At 73.0% G+C, this 22,040-nt stretch carries 22 protein-coding genes; 7 read left to right on the forward strand and 15 right to left on the reverse strand.

The window, feature by feature from the left end; genetic code table 11:
• Positions 1-28 precede the first annotated feature (28 nt).
• The 7 genes from NOSIN_RS22625 to NOSIN_RS22660 form a co-directional block, all read right to left on the reverse strand.
• Complete coding sequence (locus NOSIN_RS22625) at positions 29-688, reverse strand: response regulator transcription factor (protein ID WP_077692664.1); 660 nt, start codon at positions 686-688, stop codon at positions 29-31.
• On the reverse strand, positions 685-2,277 hold the full coding sequence (locus NOSIN_RS22630) for a sensor histidine kinase (RefSeq protein WP_077692665.1): 1,593 nt from the start codon (positions 2,275-2,277) through the stop codon (positions 685-687). Before NOSIN_RS22630 ends, NOSIN_RS22625 begins: the two co-directional genes overlap by 4 nt.
• Positions 2,267-2,644: a hypothetical protein gene (locus NOSIN_RS22635; RefSeq protein WP_077692666.1), complete on the reverse strand. Its 378-nt coding sequence runs from the start codon at positions 2,642-2,644 to the stop codon at positions 2,267-2,269. The genes NOSIN_RS22630 and NOSIN_RS22635 overlap by 11 nt, the downstream gene beginning before the upstream one ends.
• Positions 2,645-3,005: 361 nt before the next feature.
• Positions 3,006-4,439, reverse strand: coding sequence for a PepSY-associated TM helix domain-containing protein (locus NOSIN_RS22640; RefSeq protein WP_077692667.1), 1,434 nt, complete (start codon positions 4,437-4,439; stop codon positions 3,006-3,008).
• Between the two features lie 106 nt (positions 4,440-4,545).
• On the reverse strand, positions 4,546-5,100 hold the full coding sequence (locus NOSIN_RS22645; RefSeq protein ID WP_077692668.1) for a hypothetical protein: 555 nt from the start codon (positions 5,098-5,100) through the stop codon (positions 4,546-4,548).
• Positions 5,101-5,703: 603 nt separating this feature from the next.
• A complete protein-coding gene (locus NOSIN_RS22655; protein WP_077692670.1) occupies positions 5,704-6,600 on the reverse strand; it encodes a DMT family transporter in 897 nt (298 codons plus the stop codon).
• 58 nt (positions 6,601-6,658) lie between these two features.
• Positions 6,659-7,117, reverse strand: coding sequence for a hypothetical protein (locus tag NOSIN_RS22660; RefSeq protein ID WP_143832977.1), 459 nt, complete (start codon positions 7,115-7,117; stop codon positions 6,659-6,661).
• Between the two features lie 227 nt (positions 7,118-7,344).
• Here NOSIN_RS22660 and NOSIN_RS22665 point away from each other — a divergent pair, with 227 nt between their 5' ends.
• A complete protein-coding gene (locus NOSIN_RS22665) occupies positions 7,345-7,725 on the forward strand; it encodes a helix-turn-helix domain-containing protein (protein WP_206057640.1) in 381 nt (126 codons plus the stop codon).
• A 104-nt stretch (positions 7,726-7,829) separates the two neighbouring features.
• Complete coding sequence (locus NOSIN_RS22670) at positions 7,830-8,240, forward strand: VOC family protein (protein ID WP_077693728.1); 411 nt, start codon at positions 7,830-7,832, stop codon at positions 8,238-8,240.
• An 84-nt stretch (positions 8,241-8,324) separates the two neighbouring features.
• On the opposite strand, the gene NOSIN_RS22675 is transcribed toward NOSIN_RS22670, so the two are convergent.
• The 4 genes from NOSIN_RS22675 to NOSIN_RS22690 all read right to left on the reverse strand — a co-directional run bounded on the left by NOSIN_RS22675 (position 8,325) and on the right by NOSIN_RS22690 (position 12,158).
• Positions 8,325-9,329 (reverse strand): ABC transporter ATP-binding protein, encoded by a 1,005-nt coding sequence (locus NOSIN_RS22675; RefSeq protein WP_077692672.1) that lies wholly within the window; start codon positions 9,327-9,329, stop codon positions 8,325-8,327.
• 1 nt (position 9,330) lies between these two features.
• On the reverse strand, positions 9,331-10,167 hold the full coding sequence (locus tag NOSIN_RS22680; RefSeq protein WP_077692673.1) for an ABC transporter permease: 837 nt from the start codon (positions 10,165-10,167) through the stop codon (positions 9,331-9,333).
• On the reverse strand, positions 10,160-10,960 hold the full coding sequence (locus NOSIN_RS22685) for an ABC transporter permease (protein WP_077692674.1): 801 nt from the start codon (positions 10,958-10,960) through the stop codon (positions 10,160-10,162). The genes NOSIN_RS22680 and NOSIN_RS22685 overlap by 8 nt, the downstream gene beginning before the upstream one ends.
• Positions 10,961-11,627: 667 nt before the next feature.
• On the reverse strand, positions 11,628-12,158 hold the full coding sequence (locus tag NOSIN_RS22690; RefSeq protein WP_077692675.1) for a hypothetical protein: 531 nt from the start codon (positions 12,156-12,158) through the stop codon (positions 11,628-11,630).
• Positions 12,159-12,505: 347 nt separating this feature from the next.
• Between NOSIN_RS22690 and NOSIN_RS22695 the strand changes: the two genes are divergently transcribed.
• Both NOSIN_RS22695 and NOSIN_RS22700 read left to right on the forward strand, forming a co-directional pair.
• Positions 12,506-13,375, forward strand: a complete 870-nt coding sequence (locus NOSIN_RS22695; protein ID WP_077692676.1) for an ACT domain-containing protein — start codon at positions 12,506-12,508, stop codon at positions 13,373-13,375.
• Between the two features lie 61 nt (positions 13,376-13,436).
• Positions 13,437-14,174 carry a L,D-transpeptidase family protein gene (locus NOSIN_RS22700; RefSeq protein ID WP_077692677.1) on the forward strand — a complete coding sequence of 246 codons (738 nt, stop codon included), beginning with the start codon at positions 13,437-13,439 and terminating at the stop codon, positions 14,172-14,174.
• Positions 14,175-14,244: 70 nt separating this feature from the next.
• On the opposite strand, the gene NOSIN_RS22705 is transcribed toward NOSIN_RS22700, so the two are convergent.
• A complete protein-coding gene (locus tag NOSIN_RS22705) occupies positions 14,245-15,789 on the reverse strand; it encodes a stealth family protein (RefSeq protein WP_227015340.1) in 1,545 nt (514 codons plus the stop codon).
• Between the two features lie 377 nt (positions 15,790-16,166).
• Here NOSIN_RS22705 and NOSIN_RS22710 point away from each other — a divergent pair, with 377 nt between their 5' ends.
• Together NOSIN_RS22710 and NOSIN_RS22715 are read left to right on the forward strand one after the other, a co-directional pair.
• Positions 16,167-16,931 (forward strand): protein phosphatase 2C domain-containing protein, encoded by a 765-nt coding sequence (locus NOSIN_RS22710; RefSeq protein ID WP_077692679.1) that lies wholly within the window; start codon positions 16,167-16,169, stop codon positions 16,929-16,931.
• Positions 16,932-17,338: 407 nt separating this feature from the next.
• Positions 17,339-17,752, forward strand: coding sequence for a hypothetical protein (locus NOSIN_RS22715; protein ID WP_077692680.1), 414 nt, complete (start codon positions 17,339-17,341; stop codon positions 17,750-17,752).
• 118 nt (positions 17,753-17,870) lie between these two features.
• Here the strand turns inward: NOSIN_RS22715 and NOSIN_RS22720 are convergent, their stop codons facing one another.
• Both NOSIN_RS22720 and NOSIN_RS22725 read right to left on the reverse strand, forming a co-directional pair.
• Positions 17,871-18,581 (reverse strand): DUF2267 domain-containing protein, encoded by a 711-nt coding sequence (locus NOSIN_RS22720; RefSeq protein ID WP_077692681.1) that lies wholly within the window; start codon positions 18,579-18,581, stop codon positions 17,871-17,873.
• Positions 18,582-18,785: 204 nt separating this feature from the next.
• Positions 18,786-19,499 (reverse strand): DUF2306 domain-containing protein, encoded by a 714-nt coding sequence (locus NOSIN_RS22725; protein WP_077692682.1) that lies wholly within the window; start codon positions 19,497-19,499, stop codon positions 18,786-18,788.
• Positions 19,500-19,797: 298 nt separating this feature from the next.
• On the opposite strand from NOSIN_RS22725, the gene NOSIN_RS22730 reads away from it, so the two are divergent.
• Positions 19,798-20,688 carry a polysaccharide lyase gene (locus tag NOSIN_RS22730; RefSeq protein ID WP_143832978.1) on the forward strand — a complete coding sequence of 297 codons (891 nt, stop codon included), beginning with the start codon at positions 19,798-19,800 and terminating at the stop codon, positions 20,686-20,688.
• Between the two features lie 37 nt (positions 20,689-20,725).
• Here NOSIN_RS22730 and NOSIN_RS22735 read toward each other — a convergent pair whose 3' ends face one another.
• Positions 20,726-21,982 (reverse strand): FAD-binding protein, encoded by a 1,257-nt coding sequence (locus NOSIN_RS22735; protein WP_077692684.1) that lies wholly within the window; start codon positions 21,980-21,982, stop codon positions 20,726-20,728.
• Positions 21,983-22,040 lie beyond the last annotated feature (58 nt).

A 22,040-nucleotide genomic window follows, 5' to 3' on the forward strand; every position in this document is an offset into this window, starting at 1 on the left:
GCCGTCGCCCGGGAGCCGGGATCCGTCGTCACCCGGTCAGCCGGTACCCCATCCCCCGCACGGTCACGATCCGCTCCGCGCCCACCTTGCGGCGCAGCGCCCGCACGAACACGTCCACCACGTTCGATCCGGGGTCGTGGTCGTAGCCCCACACGTGTGACAGCATCTGCTGCCGGGTGAGCACCTGCCCGGGGTGCCGCATCAGCAGCTCCATCAGGGCGAACTCCCGCGCGGTCAGGTCCACGGAGTCCCCCTCCACCGCCACCCGCCGCGTGCGCAGGTCCAGGGCGAGGCCGCCCGCGCGCAGCACCGTCAGGTCGGCGGGCCGCTCCGCGCGCATCCGCAGCCGCACCCGGGCCAGCAGCTCCTCGAACCGGAAGGGCTTGGTCACGTAGTCGTCGGCCCCGATCTCCAGCCCGGTCACCGTGTCCCGCACGCCGTCGCGCGCGGTCAGGATGACCACGGGGACCTCCACGCCCAGCGAGCGCACGCGCCGCAGCACGTCGAACCCGTCGGTGTCCGGCAGGCCCAGGTCCAGCAGCACCAGGTCGAAGCCGCCGGTCACCGCGTAGTCCACGGCCTCCGCCCTCGTGCCCACCACGGTGGTGGTGAACCCGCTGGCGTCCAGGCCCTTGCGGACGAACGAGGCGATCCGCTCCTCGTCCTCGACGATGAGGATGCGACTCACACGTGCTCCCTTCCGGCGGGGATGACGAGGGTGAACGTGGAACCGGCGCCCGGCGCGGAACGCAGGTCCACACGCCCGTGGTGGGCCTCGGCGATGGCGCGGACGATGGCCAGGCCCAGGCCGGCGCCCCGGTCCCCCCGGGACGCGCCCCCTCCCCGGGAGAAGCGCTCGAAGATCCGGCCGTGCTCCTCGTACGGGATGCCCGGCCCCTGGTCGGTGACCCAGAACAGCACGTCGCCGCCGCTGAGGGCGGAGCCCACGCGCAGCCGGGCACCCGGTCCGGTGTGCCGCACCGCGTTGGCGGCCAACTGCGCCACGGCCTGGGTGACGCGCTGCGGGTCCAGCCGGACGACCCCCTCGGCCAGCGACTCCAGCCGCCAGTCCCGGTCGCCGAGCCTGCGCACCTTGGCGTCGATGTCGCTGGTCAGCTCGGCCAGGGACACCTCCTCCTCGCGGAGGAAGTCGGGCTGCTGGGCCTTGGCCAGCAGCAGCAGGTCCTCCACGATCCGGCCCATCCGGTCCAGTTCGTCGGTGACCAGGCGCACGACCTCGCGCCGCTCCCCGGGGTCGTCGCCCATCAGCTCCAGGTGGCCTCGCACGATGGTGATGGGCGTGCGCAATTCGTGTCCGGCGTCGTCGACGAACCGGCGCTGGGCCGTGAAGGCGCCCTCCAGCCGGTCCAGCATGCTGTTGAACTGCTCGGCGAGGGCGGCGATGTCGTCGCGCCCGGACACGTCGATGCGCCGGGTGAGGTCCTCCTCGGTGATGTATGCGGCGGTCTGCCGGACCAGGCGCACGGGTGCGAGGATGCGGCCCGCCACCCACCAGGCGGCCGTGCCCGCGACGAGCAGGCCGACCAGGCTGACCAGCGCGATCGTCTGCATGGTGGACACCACCGTGTCCTCGTCGGCCTCGGTGAAGTAGCCGATGACGAACCAGCCCGAGGCGCCGCCCTCCGGCGGCAGCGCGCGGATCTTCTCCCACCGCATGGGGCCGGCGGGGGTGTCCAGGGTCCCCCGCGCGCCGGGCGACTCCAGGACGGAGGCGACCATGCCGGGATCGGCGGACACGTCGAAGGGCGGCTCCTGGCCCTGGCGGATGCGCACGGCCTCGGCGGCCTCGGGGGCGCTGCCCGCGCCCCCGCCGGGGGCGGCCGTTCCCTCCACCCAGCCGAACAGGATCTCGGCCCGATCGGGGTACTGGTGCCTCAGGTGCACCTGGACGAGGGTGGAGACGTCGGTGAAGGGCTCGCCCGTGTCGGGGTCCACGCCCTCGGCGGCGAACTCCTGGAACTCGCTGGTCTCCTGGGACAGCGCACGGTCGACGCGCTCGTCGTTCTTGGCGGTGAGCGCGCTCCAGGTGACGACGTTGGTCAGGGCGAGGACGGCGGCCATGAGCAGGACGACCCAGGCCATGATGAGGAGCCGGGCGGGGACGCGACGCCGCTGCGGCACCTCGGGCTGGGGTCCCTCCAGGACCACCGTGGGCTGGACGTCCGTGTGCTCGGCCCCGCCTCGGGCGCCCCTTCCGGGCACGTCGCCGAGGTCCACCGTCGGAGAGTCCCCGTCGAAGCGGCCCTCAGTCGTCATCGCCGTCCCCGTCGTCGTCGCCGCAGTCGTCATCATCGTCGTCGCCGGCGTTCCCGCAGGCGACGGCGGGGGTCCGGCCGGGAGCGGGAGAGGGGGACGCCGAGGGGCTCGCGGGGGCCTCGGTGTGGTCGGGGTCGTCCTCGTCCGGTGTCCCGTCACCGTCGTGGTCGGTGACCGGCGGCGGGGGAGCGACGACCCCCTCGTCGGAGGGCGGGACGGGGCCGGCGGCGGGGGACTCCCCCACCACCACCTCGCCCGGGGGGCCGGTGTCGGGGGTCCGGCCGGTCACCGCCCACGCCAGGACCGCGCCGGCGACCAGGACGGCCGCCGCGGCGCCGGCCAGCAGCAACAGCAGTGGTGATCTCATGTCGACCGAGCATCCCCGGCCGCGGGAAACCCGAGATGAAACGGGCATGAGGATTTCCTCATCCGCGCCCGTCCGCGGCCCGCCGCCGTGGCGGGACGCCCGGCCGATCCCGCGGGGCCCCGCCGGGCCGGCGGACCGGTGCCGTGGCGAGGACGTCCTCACCACGGCACCGGCCACCCGCCCGAGGAGGGCCCGCCACTAGGCCGACCGGAACCGCCGCGGGTGTGCGGCGGGAGGCTCCGCGCCCGCTGGCCTCGCACCTGTGGCGAGGTTCGGTGCCCGGACACGCTACGGGTACAGGACCGGCACCGGAGGGAGCCGCCTCGGCCGACCTCTGGCCGCCGCCTCTGCGGCCGCCGCCCTACGCGGCCCCGGCGCGCGTGCGCCCGCGCCGGGCGCCCACGGCGGCGTCCACCAGGAGGAACACCAGCAGGGAGACACCGAACAGCGGCAGGAACAGGCCCACACCCACCGCCACGGCGGCGACGAGGGCCAGGCACCACCACGGCAGGCCGCGCCAGGTCCCGCGCGGGACGAGCGGGCGTCCCATGGAGAGCGCCGCGTCCTTCGTCGGGCGGCGCAGCCACCACATCCGGTAGCCCCAGAAGACGAGGGCGAGCACGGACAGGCCGACCAGGGTCAGCAGGACCTGGTTCACCACGCCGAACAGCAGCCCCATGTGGAAGGCGATCCCCCACGAGGTCATCTTGGCCATGAACGGGTGGTCGGCGAACCTCAGCACCTCGACCACCTCGCCGCTCGACGCGTCGACGGCCACCGCGTCCTGGTTGACGGGCCAGGTGCGCGAGGTTCCCTCCACCGTGAACGGCGCGCCCTCCTCCGCGGGCACGGTGACCTCCACCGGGCCCTCCAGTCCCGCCGAGCGCGCCGACTCCAGGACCACGTCCAGGTCCGCGCCCTGTCCGGCCGCGCCGTGCTCGCCGTGCGCGCCGTCTCCGCCGTGGCCCTCGTGCCCCGACGAGGCGGAGACCGACAGCGCGGGTGTCGTCCAGCCCAGGGCCGCGCGAACCTGGCCGACGTTCTCACCGGCGAACTGGGACCAGGTCAGCCCCGTGGCGGAGAGCGTCAGCAGGCCCAGCAGGGCCCAGACCCCGATCGACCCGTGCCAGGACAGGGTCCGGTTCCGGCCGGTCGCGGAGTTCTCGGGGAGCAGGGTGCGGCGCAGGCGGCGGTTCCTGCGCCTGCGGCCGATCCACAGCACGGCTCCGCCGAGGCCGACCACCCACAGCCAGCTCGCGGCGAGTTCGCTGTAGACGCGGCCGAGGTCGCCCAGGTGCAGGTGGCGGTGGAGCTCGGACAGCCACGACCGCGCGGGCAGGGCGCCGCTGCTGCCGTAGCTGGTCATGTCGCCGAGGAGCTCGCCGGTGTAGGGGTCGACGAAGACGGCCAGCCGGTGGCTCTCGGCGAGTCCCTCCACGTCCAGCAGGACGCGGGTGCTCTCGTCGGGCTCCGTGGCCGGGCGCACGGCGTTCAGCGTTCCCTCGGGATGGGCTCCGACCGCGGTGTCCACCTGTTCCTGGAGGGGCAGCGCGCTGTCGCCGGGAGTGACGTGGAGCTGGTCGGAGTAGAGGGCCTGTTCGATCTGGGGCGTGTAGACGTACAGCAGTCCGGTCACGGCGGCGACGACGACGAACGGCGCCACGAGGAGTCCGGCGTAGAAGTGCAGGCGGAGCAGGAGCTGGCGCAGCGCCGCCCACGTGGAGGAGGAGCGCCGCGGAGCGGGAGGGGGAGCCGGTTCGGGGGAGTCGAGCCGGTCGGGGACGTGCGATGTCATGGGGGCGACCTTCCTGGTCTGGTGTCGGAGCAGCCCGCGGGGGGTTTCGGGCATGCGAAGCGTCGACGTGTCGGTACGGGACGGACACGGGGGCGGCGGGACGGCCTCAGGCGGGGAAGGTCGCGGGCGGACCGCGCAGGACCCGTACGTGCCGCAGGAACAGCAGCCGGGCGGACTGACGGAGGGGAGTCCTCGGGAGGTCTCCCGCGGGGACGGGGCGCGGGACGGGGGCGGGCTCGGCGCCGAGGAGCAGCAGGCGGTGCAGCAGGGAGCGCACGAGGCCGGCGAGGGCGAGGGCCGCCCGTTCTCCCTGGCGCAGCCACCACGCGCACACCACCCCGGCCAGGGCGTGGGCGAGGAGCATGCCGGGCCCGACACCGGATCCGGCCGCGTGGGGGACGGCTCCGCCCGGCGACGCGACGGCGAAGAGCAGGTGCAGCGCGACCTGGCACCACAGTGTCGTGCAGACGAGGGGGCCGAGGCGCTGTTCGGAGCGGAAGAGCCCGTGGGCGACGGCGAGGACGAGCACGAAGCCCGCGGCGAGGCCGAGCGGTGGCACCGCGTGCCCCGCGGCCAGGACGTGACCGGCTGAGGACACGCCCGTGCACACGGTGGCGAACACCGTGGCACGCGGCAAACGGAGCGGGACCGTTTCAGCCATAACGGACAGTGTGGCGCATTTCCGCGCGACTGCCCATATCCGTTCTGGGAGCGTTCCCATTACGTTATGCGCACGTTCGGATGCGGCCGGTCCGCGCGGGGTACGGTGCCCGTCCGCGCGCGGGTCGCCTGATCGGGCCGACGGGCCGGGCGCTGCCCACGCCGCGGTCCCCGTCCGTACGGGGGCGGTGCCTGTCCGCGTCCGAACGCGTTCTCGGGTCGACGGGCCGGGCGCTGCCCACGCCGCGGTGCCCGTCCGCGCGTAGGGCGTCTCCGGTGGACCCGGCCGACACGGACCGGGCCATCGCGGTGCCCGTCCGCGCGTGGAACGCTCCGGGATGTCCTTCGCCCACGGCGCCCGGCGGGCACGCGGGGACCGGAGCCCACACCGCGCGATCGCCGCCCCGCCACCCCGTGGAGCGCTCCGGAGGGACCCTCGGCCGTCCGCGTCCGAACGCGTTCTCGGGTGACGAAACGACGCAACGAAACCCGGATCCGCCGCCGAGCGGGTTTCGTCACTCTGAGAGGGCCGCGCCATCGCCGGGGACGGCCGCCACCCGCAAACGGAAAAGACCACCACCGCCCCGGCCGGGAACGCGGCCGGTCACGGCGTGCGCTCGGGTTCCGCCCTCCCCGGCGCCCGCTCCGCCGCCCCGTCCCGGGAAACGGTGAGCAGCCGGATCCCGTACGCCGCCAGCAGGGCGCACACCACCGCGACCGACCCGCCGACCCATCCGCCGACGTAGGCCTCGTCCATGAACGCCACACCCACCACGGCGGCGGAGACGGGGTTGGCGAAGGTGCTGATCCCCAGCGGGGCGCCCAGTTCCATGCCCTGGTAGGCCGCCTGCGCCAGGAACAGGCCCAGGACCGCGATCACGGGTGTGGCCAGCGAGGACGCGTGCAGCAGCCCGATCGCGCCGGTCTCACCGATGACCGCCACCGCGGTCTTGACCGTGGCCGAGGAGACCCCGAAGGCCACCCCCGCCGCTCCCGCCAGCAGGTAGCTGCGCCAGGCGGTGGAGCCGACCCTTCCCGCCAGCCACGCGGTCGCCAGCAGCAGTCCCGTCGTGCCCGCGCCGACCACCGCCGCGTCCGTGTCACCGAGCACGCCGCCCCGGCCGTCGGTCACCGTCACCGCCAGCAGCGCGCCCAGAGCCACCGTGGTGAACGCCGCGCCGCGCCACTCCGCTCGGGTGACCCGGCGCCCGCCGAGGCGGGCCGACCACGGGATGCCGAACACCAGCACCAGCACGCCGAACGGCTGGATCACGGTCAGCGGCGCGTGGCTCACCGCCGCCACCTGGAAACCGGCCCGTACCCCGTTGAACAGCAGGGACACCCACCACAGCGGATGCCGCAGCAGGGCGGCCAACTGCCTGCCCTCGGTGAGCGGCTTCGCCACCCGCACCGCGAGCCTGCGCTGGGCCACCGCCGCGACCGTGTAGGCGGCACACGAGAGCACCACGAGCACGATCCCCAACGCCACGTCCGAGTCCATGGCAGGGATGATCCCGCCCTGCGCGCAACGGTTCGCCGGGAGGCACGGGAACCACACGTCAGCCGGAGGCCCGCGCCGGGACGGCGCCCCCGGCGAAGTACCGGTTCGCGCCGGGGGCGAACGTCGCCGCCGCGGCCGCCGCGACCGCCGTGATGTGGGTGGTCCGCACCACCAGGTAGACGGGGCCGTGCGACTCGTGTCCCATCGCCGCCAGGACCCCGCCGCCCTCCAGAGCGGCCAGCACCACGGGTGCGACCAGTGTGCCCAGTCCGCCCACCACGCCGAGCCCGGCCACCAGGGCGACCCGGGCCCACCGGTGCCCGCGCGCGAACCACACCACCACCAGCGCCGCCGACGTGTAGACCGCCACGCGCACCAGGAGGCCCGTCCAGGGAACTGCACCTCCCGAGGCGAGCATGCCCGCCAGCGCCAACGCCGTCTCGGTGACGCCGCACGCCACCGCCGCCGCCCACAACACCGTCGCCCATCGCACCGGGCCGGGAACCGTTCTCTCCATACCCTCCAGGGTTCTCCGGTTCCGGGCCCGCCTCCAGAGTGCGCGCACCTCCTCACGGAAGGGGTGCGCGCGCCACCCGCCACCGGGTTCCAGGCCCCTTCCGAAGGCGGCGCCGCGGTGCTCGGGAGCCGCCTCGCCCGCCGCCCCGGAGCCGGCGCGGCGCCCACCCGTGCCGGGTGGGCGGGAGGGGAGGGAGGCCGTGATGTGATGGAGGGGTGAGCCGTGCCGTGGAAGAGACCAACCGCCGTATGCTCCGGGCGCGGGACGCGATGGACCGCGCCTACGCGCAGCCGCTGGACGTCCCGGCCCTGGCCCGGATCGCCCACGTGTCGGAGTCGCACTTCACGCGCACCTTCCGGGCCACGTTCGGCGAGACGCCCCATCGCTACCTGCAACGCCGCCGTGTCGAGCGCGCGATGTTCCTGCTGCGGGAGACCGGCCGCAGCGTGACCGACATCTGCTTCGAGGTCGGTTTCGGCAGCACGGGGACCTTCAGCCGCACGTTCCGCGACATCGTCGGCCGGTCGCCGAGGGAGTACCGCAAGGAGGCGGAGGCCGCGAACGTGCCGACGTGCTTCACGATGGCGTGGACGCGGCCGCACGCCTGAGGGCGCGCGCGTTCCGTACCGCCCGTCGTCCGGGCGGCGGACCGGGTGCGAACCGAGCGGTTTCGGATAAGTTTTTCCCCGGCCCGCTCACTAGCGTGGTGCACATGTTCAACGCCATCACGCACTCGCAGATCTACGTCCTCGACCAGGACGAGGCCCTCGACTTCTACGTCGGCAAGCTCGGACTGGAGGTCAACTCCGACATCGACATGGGTTTCATGCGGTGGCTGACCGTCCAGGTCCCCGGCCACCCGGAGCGACAGGTCCTGCTGGAGAAGCCGGGCCCTCCGTCGATGTCCGAGGAGACGGCGCGGCAGGTCCGGGAGCTGGTGACCAAGGGCGCGACGGGCGGCACGCTCATCCTCTCCACGGACGACTGCCGCAAGACGTACGAGACGCTGCTGGGCCGGGGCGTGGAGTTCACCGAGGAGCCCACCGAGCGTCCGTACGGGATCGACTGCGGTCTTCGCGACCCCTTCGGAAACCACCTCCGCTTCACCCAGCCGAAGGCCTGAGGCTCTGAGGGCGACCGCTCCGGCCGCCGCACCGCCCGGGGGCGGACCCGCCGGGCCCGCCCCGCCGCACGGCCCGGGCGGGTCCTACACCCCGCCGCTGGCCACCGTTCCCCGGTACAGCGCGGCGACCACCCCCTCGATGTCGGGTTCGCGCAGGGTCAGGTCGACCACCTCGTGCCGCTGCGCGACCCGGGAGATCACCGCAGCGGGGTTCTCCGACAGCTCCAACCACTGGCGCGGACCGTCCACCCGCACGCACCGGCCGCCCTCCACCCCGATGGGCGGGGCGGGAGCGGCCAGGTCCACGACCAGGACGCGCGGGGTGGGCACGCTCGCGCGCAGCCCGTCCAGGCCGCCGTCGTAGGCCAGGCTCCCGCGGTCGATGACCACCACCCGTTCGCACAGGCGCTCCACGTCGCCCAGGTCGTGCGTGGTCAGCAGGATGGTCGTCCCCTCCTCCGTGTTGAGCCGCAGCAGGAACTCGCGGATGGTCGACTTGCTGACCACGTCCAGGCCGATGGTCGGCTCGTCCAGCACCAGCAGCCGCGGTGCGTGCAGCAGGGCCGCGGTCAGGTCGCCGCGCATGCGCTGGCCCAGGCTGAGCTGGCGCACCGGGGTGGCCAGGAACGGTCCCAGCTCCAGCAGTTCGGTCAGCTCGGCCAGGCGGCGGGCGTGGTCGGCGGCCGGAATCCGGTACATGTGCCGGGTCAGCGCCAGACTGTCCCGCAGCGGCAGGTCCCACCACAGGGTGGTGCGCTGCCCGAACACCACGCCGATCCTTCCGGCCAGCCTCGTACGCTGGCGCGACGGCTCCAGCCCGGTCACCCGCAGGTGCCCCCTCGTGGGGGCGAGGATGCCGGTGAGCATCTTCATCGTGCTGCTCTTCCCGGCGCCGTTGGGCCCCAGGTAGCCGACGATCTCGCCGGGCCGCACGGTGAGGGTCACGCCGTCCACCGCGCTGACGGTGCGCCGCCTGCGCCGCAGGAACGGCCCCTCGGTCAGGACGAAGTCGCGGCCCAGGCCGACGGCCTCGACGACGGGTTCGGCGTCGGGCCCGGCGGGCCCGGTGGACTCTCGGACGGACGTCATGTCAGCTCCCGGTGGATCGGTAGTGGCGCAGCCCGGTCCGCCAGCAGAAGGCGGCGACCAGGCACATGGCGACGGCGACGACGGGGGTGGCGAAGCGCAGGGCGTCGGGCAGCCCGGTCGGATCGGGACGGTCGAGCAGGTACAGCACGGGCTGCCAGGTGACGAAGGCGAGCGGCAGCACGAAGGTCACCGCGCGGACGACGTCGCGGCCGTAGACGGCCAGCGGGTACTCGGTGAGGGCCTGCCCGCCGTAGGTGACCGAGTTGGCGGCCTCCCGGGCGTCGGCGACGAAGAACTGGAGGCAGGACCCGATGACCCAGACCGAGCAGCAGATCGCGGTTCCCGATACCAGCAGCACCGGCAGCATCAGCGCCCTGCCGAGGGTCCAGTCGATGTCGCACTCCGCCAGGGCGACGGTGACGATGACCGCGCCCGGGACGACCCGGCCGAGACGGCGCGGCGCGAACCGGTCGGTCGCCATCTGCACCAGCGGCGGCACCGGGCGCACGAGCATCACGTCGAGCGTGCCCGCGCGGATGTGCCGGCCCAGGTGCTCGACCATGCCCAGGATCATGTCGGCGCAGGCGAAGGCGGTCGCGGACAGTCCGGCTATGAGCAGCCCCTCGGCCAGGCCGAACCCCTCCAGCCGGCCTGCGTGGCCGAACACCACGATGACGGCACCGATCTCGGCGAACACGCCCAGCGAGGTCGCCAGGGTCATCATGACCAGCGACGCCGGGTACTGGGCCAGGGCGCGGCACCAGGTCCACGCCAGCAGCAGGTAGGCCCGCACCGGCCAGGCCACGGACTCGCGGGCGCGGGCGAGGACGTCAGCCACCCTGGACCACCACCCTCCGCGTGGCGCGGTCGGTGGTCCAGGCGCCGAGGGCGAGCAGGGCGGCGGCCCAGCCCGCCTGGAGGGCCAGGCCGCCGAGCGCGGTCCCGCCGGGCAGGGTGTCCTTGCCGAGGAGGATCTCGGCGGGAATCTGCACCATCGACGCCCACGGCAGCAGCCGCAGCACGTCGGCCAGGGCCGGGGGGAACAGGGTGAGCGGCAGCAGCATCCCGGCGGCCACGGGGCCGAGCAGCCCGGCCACCGCCCAGATGCCCCGAGAGTCCATGATCCAGAACCCGGCCAGCTCGTACAGGTAGCGCAGCGAGAACGAGACCAGCACGGCCAGCACGGCCGACACCAGCACGGCGGCCCAGCGGACCGGGTCGGCGGGCAGGACCAGGTCGAACAGCAGCGCGCCGACGGCGAAGGTGGGAACCCCGCGAAAGACCAGTTGGAACGTGGCCCGGCCCAGGTCCTCCGACAGCCACCAGCCCTGGAGGGAGACCGGGCGCAGCAGGTCGGTGCCCACGTCCCCGGAGCGCACCCGCTCGCCCAGCTCCAGGGGCGGGCCCATGACGGCGACCACGGCGATGAGGGTCTGGCCGACGAACACCTGGGTGACGGCGTCCCCGGCGTCGTAGCCGTTGATCTGCGGCCGGGCCGCGAACAGGGCGAGCATGACGGTCGCGCTGATCGCGCCGAAGACCGAGTTGGTGAGGATTCCGGCGAGTGTGGCCGCACGGTAGGTGGAGTAGCGGCGCAGCCCTCGGGCGTACACCGCGCAGTGGACACGCACGGGCGTGGCTCCCTGGTGGGTCGAGACGTGCAGGAGGTGAACTGCCGGTCTCGGCACCGGGGCGGGGCCGCCGGGGAGACACGGGGTCCGGCACGTCCCTGACGCGCGTGAGGCTCAGGTCCGGGTCGCCGCGAGTGGCGAACATAGCACGCCGAGTGCCCTTCCGTCGTGCTGCTCGAAGCCGTCCGCCTGTGGGCCTCGTGGTCCGGAGCGCCCGTGGCGCCGTAGGCGGACGGTGCACGGAGTGCCGTCCAGGCCGCTCGGGACGGTCGCACTGTGCGCGTGTACGGGGAGGGGGTCGCACCGCCTGTGCGCAGGAGGATCGCACCGCCGATCCGAGGCGGCCGTCCGGGCGTGTCCGGCCTCGTGTCACACCGCCTGCGCACAGGAGGACCGCACCGCCGATGAGCGTGTTCGTGGAGCAGTCCCGGGACGGGGCGAGAGGGCGTTCGAGGCCTTCGTCCGCGGTCGTCCAGGACACCGTCCACCGGACCGACCCGTGTGCCGCGCGAGCCCTGGACGCGCGGGACACCCCCGGGAAGCGCTGGTCACCGCCTGGCGCGGGCTTCCCGGGACCGCCGGTCTCCAGGGCCTCCCCGCCCGGCCCGCCGCGCCGTGGCGCGGCGGGCCAGGCGCTCCCCGGTGGAGCGGCGGCCGGGTCTGCCCGTCACCCGGCCGGATGCCGGGGTCGTCGGTCCGGACGGTCCGGCCCGGGGCCGGTGAGAGCGGATCCGGCCCCTCTCGGGCGTCCGGCGCCAGAGAGGTCGGGGCCGGTGTTCCCGACGCTCCAGTGGGGCCGGGGCACGCCGTCGACGGGTCGGAGGCCGTCGGCGGTCAGCGCCACCCAGTCGCCGCGCGAGGGAAGGAGGGGAACCGAGGCCAGGGTCAGCCCCAGGGCCATGAGCAGCGCGGAGGCGATCATGACCTCGGGATCCGTCCAGGGGTCCCCGAACCCGTGGGAACGGAGCCGGAAGGGAGCCCTGGCGTGCAGGGGGGTTCCCACCAGGGCGGTGACGACCTCGGACACCGCCAGGGTAGCCACCACGGCGATGCCGGCCTTGATGAACAGCCAGCACACGGGCAGCCGTGCACGCAGCACGTACACCGGTCTGGCGCCGCCGTCCCGGGCGTACGAGTCCTGCTGGCGGGTTCCGGCCCCCGTGCAGATCCGCCTTCCACCGGCCACATCGCGTTCCATATCTTTCCCGGGCTCGCATATGTCCTTGTAGAGAATGGCTCGTCCAGTGAAAGGACGGAGTGTTCGGCGAAAATTCCCGGCCGGAAAGAGCACGCCGGGACCGCCCGGAACCCGGCGGAGGGCACGTGGGCCGGGACACGTGCCGGTGCGGGTGCGGACGCGGGCGGGCCGGACGGACGCCTCCGCCGGGAACGTGGCCCTCGACGCCGGCCGGGCGGGAGCGAACCGCTCACCGTGGCCGGCCGGCCGGGCGGCGGTTCCGCGGCGTGAGCACCGTCACTCCGCGTTTTACCGCTCCGTCACGAAGCGGCGACCGGACGCAACGTCGGTTCGGCACCCTCGGACCCATGGACGTTTCCGAAGGCGACCACGGAACCAACGACCACCACCGCGGCTTCCTCGGCCGCGAGGCACTGGAACTGGGCACACTGCTCCTCGCCGCCGGCGCGGCGCACCTGGTGGTGCTCTCCCTCGGGCACAGCGAGACGGGGGTCCGCGCCCTGATCGCCGTGGGCCTGCTCCTGCTCACGGTCTCCGCGGCCCACCGGTGGCACCGGTACCGGGCCGCGTCCGCCTCCCGCCACGGGAGGCCCGACGGGGGCGGCGCACCGGCCGCGACCACCGCCACGGGCGGTCCGCCGACCACCGCTCCGTCCCCCTCCCGCCTCCCCGACGACCTGCTGTGGAGCGTGCGCGTCACGGTCTCCGACGTGCCCGGGGGCCTGGCCGCGCTCACCACGCGCTTCGCCGCCCTCGGGGTCGACATCAGGCTCATGCAGGTGCACCCGGCGGGGAGCGACGCCGTGGACGAGTTCTTCGTCAGCGCTCCCGCGCACATGGGCGAGGGCGCTCTGTACACCGCCGTACGGGAGGCGGGCGGACGCGACGCCACCGTCCGCCGCGCCGACGTCCACGAACTCAGCGACACCACCAGCCGCACACTCGCCCTGGTCAGCGCGCTGGTCAACGGGGCGACCACCCTGGAGCGCTCCCTGCTGTCCCTGACCGCGGCCCAGGACGTGGCGCACACCGAGCGGCCGCCCGGCGACATGGCCAGGGAGGACCTGTCCGGCACGACCATGACCCTGCCCGCGCCCGACGGCGGAGTCCTGGCGGTCCGCCGGCGGGGCGTGCCCTTCACCGCGGTGGAGTTCGCCCGGTGCCGGGCACTGGCACACGTCGCCTCCTCCCTGCACGCGCGTTCGCTCCGGGGATGAGGATCGTCCACAGGCGGCGCGGAAGCGGGAGAAAACCGGGCGCGGTGGGTAAAGGAAACGTATGGCAACCCCCCGATCACTCCCCGCGTGGAACACGATACGAACCGCCCTCCTGGCCCTGACCACGGCGTTCGCCCTCGTCGCGGTCGCGGCCGTGGCCGCTCCGGCGGCGCACGCCGCACCGGCCACGGTGGCCGCGGGCCCGGAACTGCGCCAGGGCAGCACCGGGCCCGGCGTGGCCTCCGTGCAGGAGCGCCTCACCGAGCTGGGCTACTGGATCGACGGCGTGGACGGACGGTTCGGCCCCCTCACCGAGCAGGCCGTCGTGGCGTTGCAGAAGGCCGCCGGGATCGCCCGCGACGGCGTCGTGGGCCCCGACACCCGCTCCGCGCTCGCCGAGGGCGTGCGCCCGAAGGCCCGGACCTCCTCCGGAGACCTGCTGGAGATCGACCTGGAGCGGCAGTTGCTGCTGGTGGTCTCCGACGGCGAGGTCGAACGCGTCATCAGCACCTCCACCGGTTCCGGCCGGCCCTACGAGGCCTCGGACGGCACCGAGCGGATCGCCACCACCCCCACAGGGACCTACACGGTCTTTCGCGGGGTCGACGCCTGGGACCCCGGCCCCTACGGAGCCCTGTACAGGCCCAAGTACTTCAACGGCGGCATCGCCGTGCACGGATACCCGGTCGTCCCGCCCCAGCCCGCCTCCCACGGGTGCGCCCGTGTGAGCATGGCCGCGATGGACTGGCTCTGGGAGAGCGGCAACATCGACGTGCACACCACCGTCCTGGTGCGCTGACCCGGAAGGGTGGCCCGGTCCGGACCGGGCCACCCCACCACTCGCCTCACCGATCGAACCACCGCTCGCGTCACCGCTCGAAACTGCTCTTGAAGGGAAAGTAGTCGCCGAGGAACTCGTTGACATGCCGTTCGGCCGACTCGTCCGGCTCGGTGGTGTCGTTCACGCAGAAGGTGTCGAAGTTCCGCCGGGCCAACAGGGCCTCGGTCCGAAAGCGCACCGCGTCCGGGTCGGCCAGGTTGAGATAGGAATAGCGCAGTTCCCCGATCACGGCCCGGCCGGTGAGGAACGCGTAGTAGTTGTGCAGCGACGACGGTACGGAATGGTCGTCCGGGTGCCGGAACCGCGACGCCGCCGTCCGTGCGAACACGTCGGGGAACTCCTCCTCCAGCTCCTGGAGTACCGACCGGCGCTGTGGGATCGGCGTGTGCTTGAACTTGGTGGTGGGAACCCTTCCGAAACGCTTCTCCAACAGCGCGCTGTTGCGTTTCGCGGCGGCGTCCACGGGCTGGTCCTCCTCGCTGACCTCGCCCAGGCCGAAACGGTAGGTCGAGGGGTTCAGCCTCACGATTCCGTTGGGGTGGAAGAAGAGGGCGGGGGACACGGGGCGGCCGAAGAACACGTCGTCGTTGAGGTACAGGTAGTGCTCGGCCAGGCCCTTGATGTGGTGTAGCTGTGACTCGATGGCGTGTGAGTTGAACACCGGGAGGACCGAGGGGTCGCTGAAGATCTCCTTGTGGTCCACCACCCGCACCCTCGGATGGCCGGTGTCCAGCCACGGGGGCGCCTGTCCGTCGGTGACGACGTAGACGTTGCGCACGAAGGGGGCGAACATCTCCAGCGAGCGCAGGGAGTAGAGGAGCTCGTCCCGGCTGGTGTAGCGGGAGTCGGAGGCGGAGTGCGGGTTGGCCGGAGCGTTCTCACCGAGGTAGGCGTCGCGCTTGGCGCGCCAGGCCTCGTCGGCCCCGTCGACCCAGGTGTAGACGGCGTCGACGGGAAAGGTGAGGTCGGTGGCGAGTTCCCAGGTGAAGGCGGCGAGCGTGGGATGCGTCCGGTCGCCGACCCTGGTCTCGGCGGCCTCCCGGGCCCTGCCGGGGATCACCTCGCTCACCGGGTTGGGCTGGGGCGCGACGAGTGACTCCCGCAGGATGTGCTCGGGCGCCACGACCCGGAGCCGGCCGAGCCTCTCCTCGTAGCCGGGTGACTCCAGGAACCGCTCGCCCTCCTGCCAGAACTCCACGGTGAAGCCGTGGGCGGGGCCGGCGACCGTGGTGCCCCTGTCGCCGGCCACGTGCACTCCGAGCCGGATCACAGGAGCCCCGCGGAGCCCGCGGAGCCGGAGCGGGGACAGGGGCCGGTACCCGTTGGGAGTCCTCACGTACGAGCCGCGGAGGCTGTAACAGGACGCGAGGACGGAGACGACCTCGGCCCTGTCGTCCTCGGACACGGCGACCGAGTGGTGGTACGCGCCGTTGGAGCGGACGATGAAGTAGTCGATGCCCCGTTCACGCAGGAGATCGGTGAAGCGGTTCGTCTGCCGGGCGGTGAGTTCCTCGATGTCGAAGGGGCCGGACCAGCGCAGTGCGAGGACGGGCTCGCGCTGGTAGGTCGACATCGTGAGCCCCGGATTCCTTTTCCTGTGCCTCCAGAGAACGGGCAGGAAGAGGGCCTTCCTGACAGGAACCGGGACCATTCTCCTGAGGATTCTCCTGGCTCTCCGAAAGTAGTAGGGGAGATTTCGCATCTGGTTCCGTTTCGTCGTTGCCTTCTTTCCGTAAAGAGCCGCGGATCCGCCTCTGGGGCGGGCCCGGTCTCTCCTCGTGAGCCCGATCGGGACATATCCACAGTATCCAGAGAAGTACTTAATCGTTCACCTATGCGAAAGCAGAGTGTTCCATGGGGGCAAGGCCAACGGGGTAGGTACTGTGCGATCGCCTCGTCAGAGCCGTGGTGACCTCGACAAATGCACCGTCCGGAAAGGGAGCAACGGAGATGTCCTTCCGCGTCGCCACGGAGCCGGGCGCGCCAGGCCGCCCCAACGAGGACTTCGCCGCCGCGACCGCCACCAGCGCGGTACTCCTGGACGGGGTGAGCGCGCCGCCGGGAGTGGACACCGGCTGCGTCCACGGAGTGGCCCGGTACACCCGCGGACTCGGAGCGCTGCTGCTGGCCGGGGCAGACGCGGGGCTTCCCCTGCGCGAGGCCCTGGAGGAGGCGATCACGACCGCTTCCGCCCTGCACGCCGACACCTGTGACCTGCGCAACCAGGAGAGCCCGTCGGCCACGGTCGTGGCGGTGCGCGTGGACACGGACGGGCTGGAGTACCTGGTGCTGTCCGACTCGGTGCTGCTGGTGGAGGGCGCGGACGGGGTACGGGTGCTCACCGACACGCGGCTCGACGTCCTCAGGGGCGAGCTGGCCCGCCAGGGGCGGCAGGGGGAGGCCGTCCGCTCCTACCGCAACGTGGCGGACGGCTTCTGGACGGCGGGCGCCGATCCCCGGGCGGCGGGGGAGGCGCTGACCGGAACCCTGCCCGTGGGCCGCTTCACCGCCATGACCGACGGGGCGAGCCGGGTGGTCGACGTGTTCGGGGACCTGGATTGGGACGAGGCGTTCGCCCTGGTTTCGGACAGGGGACCCCGTGCCCTTCTGCGCCGGGTGCGCGACCTGGAGGCCGCTGATCCGGAGCGGCGGAAACATCCGCGGGCCAAGGGAAGCGACGACGCCACGGTGTTGGCGTGGACACCCGGGGACTAATTACGGTCAGGCACAAAACTGCTATTTGGCCCAGCTAATTTGCTGATGCGCGTATGCGGCTTTCTTTCCGCGCAGGTGGTGCCGTTCCATGCCCTTCCCGCCATGGGGACGTTCTATCCGGCACTCCAGATGACCTTTGATGCGTTTTGCCACAGAAGTTCGCAGGAGCCCCGGCAAGGGCGGTGAAGTCGCAGGACAAGGAGACCGACGTCTCTCGGAAGCGGGGGTGGCGGGCGCTTTCGTGTGTCGTGTTCATCCGGTAGATTTCCCCGTAACCGGACAGTCGGGGTTGCCTCCACAACAGCCGGTCTCCGGTCTTCGGTGTTCTCTCCCCCTTGTGCTCATGCGCGCCGTGCAGGCGTACCCCCGTCGAAGGCACCCACGAAACGATTGGTGAAAGGAGAAGGTTGACCACCACGGGCGTTCTCGAACCCACCGGCCCCAACAGAGCTCTCGGCCGTACCAGCTGGCTGGACCGGGTCCTCGCGACCCCCAGCGCCGTCGTCGAGCGCCACCTGCCCGTCCGTGCCCTGGACGGCTACGAACGGCGTCCCAACCCCCTGGACGCCGAGACCCCCGCTGAGTTCCTGCTGACCATGCGCCGCTACCTCGTCTGGGCGGGCGACTGGTCCTACGTGGAGCTGGAGTACCTGTGCGGGGGAGCGGTGAAGCGGTCCACCTTCCAGCAGGTCCTGGAGGGCACCGCACTGCCCGGGTACGTGTTCCTGATGGCCTTCGTGACCGCCTGCGCGGGCGAGGACGCGGGCGAGCGCCAGCGCTGGATGACGGCCTGGCACCGGCTCCGCTCCGCCGGTTACTGAGCCCTCTACCCGAACCCCCGCACCCCCGCGGCTCCCGCGCACGGGGGAGGCCTCCACGAACCGGTTCGCGCGGCCGCGACCGGGCGGGACGGCCCCGCGAGCACGGTCGGTCCGGTGCTCAGCCGCCCGAGCCGATCGCGGTCACCGCCTCGTCGATGCGCTCGGCCATCTCGATGTCCTTGGTGGTCACGGCGCCGATCGACGCGGTCCGGACGGTGAACGCGACCCCCGAGTCGGTGAACTCGTGCTCGTAGGAGTGGTCGATCTCGTGCGAGGCCCGGTCGATCCGGTTCAGCAGCGGCGTGACACGGACCCTCGGCAGGTCCACCGACCTGGTCAGTCCCGTGGTGTCGCCCTCCCAGCCGCGGAGGCGGCCCAGAGCGTGTTCGAGGGTGGACTGGTCCAGGCGGGCCGGCGTGCCCGACAGCCCGGCGTCGGAACGGCCCATGGCTCCGTTCGGGTCCTCGGCCCACTGGGCGAACTCCGCGGGCAGCCGGGAGGCGAGCGCCTCGGCGAGCTCGGGCTCACTGAAGTGGATGCCCGACAGCACCACCCTGGTCAGGTGCGTCGCCCTCTCCGGCGGGCAGCCGATCCGCTCGCCGACCTCCTGGGCCAGTTGCCCGGAGGTGCTCGGCTCCGCCTCCCGGCGCGGGGCCGGAATACGCTTGCTCAGTCCCGTGGGAAGCTGCTCCACGAGCCGGTCGCGCGTCTCGGGGTCGGCGTGCCGCGCCAGTTCGCCGGTCACGGCTTCGAGCGCTCGCCGGGCCTCGTCGTCGGGCACGTTTCCTTGCTGGGTGACGTGGTCCATGAGTTCCTGGTACGTGATCATCGTCCCTCCAGAGCACTCGGCGTGCCTCGGTCCTCCTGTGTTCCTCTCTCCTGACCTACCGCCACCTGCTCAAACGCCACACACACCCCGGGCGCCGACGTATCCGCACGGAGCCGCCGGGAAGGGCCAACGGGCAGGACCGCGGTGGTCGCGGTGTCCCCCGCCGCCGCCCCCACCGGGACGCCGGTCCCCGTCCGACGGACGTCACACGGCCCCGGGGGCGCCCCGGCGGGACCGCCGCAGGTACCACTCGGCGACGAGGAGGTTGGGCACCCAGCACAGCCACGCGATGCCCTGGTAGACCTCCCGGAAGACCGCCTCCTCGTCGCCGCCGTGCGCCGGACCGACCAGCGGTGTGAGGGCGGGTACCAGCACCACCACCAGCACACGCAGCGTCACCCCGGCCATCGTCAGGGCGAACAGGCGCAGCATCCACTCCCGGTGGTCGGCGTGACGTCCCTGCCGGACCGCGCGGTACCCGGCCGCGCCGACGGAGAACCACAGCACCGCCAGCAGAGAGAAGCCCGCCTGCGCGGCGAAGCCGTAGGTGCTCATCACGCCCACGGCCAGCCCGGAGAGCGCTCCGGGGAACACCCCGGCGAACAGGTGGATCCGGCCGATCACGCGGTGCGCCCGGCCGCGCCGCAGAGCGGGGAACAACTGGAGGGGCGCGGTGACGAGCGCGAGGACCGACGCGGCCACGTGGACCAGCAGGAACGGGTAGTGGAGCGGCCGGTCCGGCCGCAGGTCCACCTGGGACGTGCCGGGGTCCAGCCCCACGTAGGCGGAGGCGGCGAACACGGCGAGCAGCGCGCACAGCACCGTGACCGCGACGAGCACGGCCGTGACGCGGCGGCGGGGGCGGACGGGTCCCGGCCGTGCGGGGGGACGGGAGGAGGCGGGGGCTGAGGAGGCCATCGGTCTTCCTTCGGAGGAACCGGACGGGGACACTCCCAGACTGGCCGTCGCGCGCGGTGCGCGGTATCGGGTTCATCCCGGAAGGTTCGGCCACCCCGGACGCGGCCGCGTCCGATGTCCCCGGCATCCCTAGGGGGCGCCGGGCCCCGGCGGCGCCCAGGGCCCCTCCGGTGAACGGCAGGCGGTCCCACCTGCGTGAACGGAAGGTGAACGGAAGGGTCCGACCGTGTCGCGCACCGGTCGCACGTGGCCGGGAACAGAGGATGGGCCCCATCGCCGATGCGCAATGGAGACGTCCGTGACAGCCAAGGCCCTGATCGCCTCCGCACTCTCTTCCACGGTGCTGTCGACCGTGCTGGCCGCCGCTCCCGCGGCCGCCGACATCGTCCACTCGCCCACCTACCGGTACAACACCTTCGAACGGCCGGCCGCGGGCAGCGCCTACACCCTGGCGGAGTGGGAGAAGGACGGGTGGTACGCCCCCTACGGCTTGGGGATGGACGAGCGCACCCTCATCGACGACTCGGTCCCCGCCCGCGGAGGCGAGAAGTCGCTGCGCGTGTTCTACCCCGAGGGGGAGATCGGTCCGCGCGACTCCGGCGTGCTGGCGCCGTTCCAGCTCACCCCGGCACGCGAGTACCACCTGTCCTACTGGGTGCGCCTCGGCGAGGACTTCAGTTGGGGTAGCACCTCGTTCGGCGGAAAGCTCGGACTGGGCCTGGCCGGGGGCGCGGCGTGCTCGGGAGGACGGCTCTGCGACGGCGAGAACGGCTTCACCTCGCGCATGATCTGGCGCCGGGACGGCCGCGCGTCCGTGTACTACTACCACATGGACAAGGAGGGGAAGTACGGCGACGAGGCGGTCCTGCGCGTCGACGGCGCCGACGTCCACTATCCCCGGGACGAGTGGGTGAACATCGTCCAGCGGCTCAGGGTCAACACCGTCACCGACGGCCGGGCCAACCCCGACGGCGAGATCGAGGTCTTCTACGACGGTGAGTCCGCCGCCCTGGTCACCGGCCTGCGCCTGGTGTCCAACGGCGACCTGGTGGACAAGGCCTACTTCTCGACCTTCTTCGGCGGATCCACCGAGGGGTTCGCGCCGGCCAACGACAGCTACGCCTGGTACGACGACCTGGAGGCGTCCACCTCGGCCGCCGACGTCTGCGGCCTCTTCGGCTGCGACTGACCGCTCCGGCGCACGGGGGCGGACACCGGAGCCCCCGTCACGCGCGGGGGAAGAGGCCGTCGACGAAGGCGTTGCGGAACTTCCCCGACGGGTCGAGGCCGTGCATCAGGCGCTCGAAGTCCGCGGCGCGCTCGTACCCGGCGGCGATGTCCGGTGCGGCCATCGTGGTGAGCTTGCCCCAGTGCGGGCGGGCGCCCAGCGGCAGGAGGCGCTCCTCCACGGCGGCCAGGACCGGGGCCACGGCCTCCGGGTCCTTGAGCCAGGTGAAGTGGAAGGTGACGCAGTCCCGGCCGTGGGCGGGACTCAGCCACAGGTCGTCCGCGCGGACCGTGCGCACCTCCGCGATGTGCAGCGCCGGGGCCACCAGGTGTCCGATCCCGCGGAGGGCGGCGAAGGCGGCCCCGGCGAGCTCCCGGGGCACGTAGAACTCGGACTGGAGCTCCTCGCCCGCGCTCGGCTCCAGTTCGGGCCGGAAGTGGGGAAGGCGCTCGTGCCAGGGGCCGACGGCGCCCATCTGCTCGGTGCTGGCGCCCAGGGGCATCCCGGGGACGGGGTGCATCGGCCGCCGCGCCGGCCGGCCGCCGTTCCACGCGCCCGCCGGCCGGTCGGTGCGGTGCTTGAGCCACACGGAGCCCTCGCCGCGCCAGTCGGTGAACAGGCTGACGCTGTAGGCCGCGCTGAACACGTCGTCGACGTGGTCGGCCACCTCGTCCAGGGGCACTCCGACACGGACCCGCTGGGACATCTCGAACGCCGGCTCGATCTCCAGCGAGAGCCGGGTGACGACGCCGAGCGCGCCGAGCGCGACCACCGCGCCGGGAAAGACCTCGGGATCCGCGTCGCGGCTCAACCAGGCCAGGTCGCCGTCGGGGCCGACGAGCTCCACCGCGCGGACGGCGGCGGACAGGCATCGCTGATCATCCCCGGACCCGTGGGTGCCGGTCGCGCAGGACCCCGCGACCGAGATGTGCGGCAGTGACGCCAGGTTGGCCAGCGCGAAGCCCCGACCGTCCAGCGCGGTGACCAGTTCGGCGTAGCGCGTACCGGCGGAGACGGTGACGGTCGAGGCCTCCGCGTCGATACCGATCTCCGTGGGCAGGCCGTCCAGCCGCACCAGGTCGTGGTCGGAGTCGGCGACGAGGTTGAAGGAGTGGCCGCTGCCGAGGGCACGGATCCTCGTGCTGTCCCGGACGGTCCGGCGCAGCTCGTCGAGGGTCCGGGGCCGGTGGACCCGCGGGCTTCCGAAGGTGACGTTGCCGGCCCAGTTGACGACCTGCGTGTGCGGCGTGGACATGGGCCCTCCGTTGGTGGGGGTGAGCGGCGTGCGTTCCCGGTCGCCCAGGCGCCGCCAC

The sequence above is a fragment of the Nocardiopsis sinuspersici genome, assembly GCF_001998325.1.
In the GTDB taxonomy this organism is placed as follows: domain Bacteria; phylum Actinomycetota; class Actinomycetes; order Streptosporangiales; family Streptosporangiaceae; genus Nocardiopsis; species Nocardiopsis sinuspersici.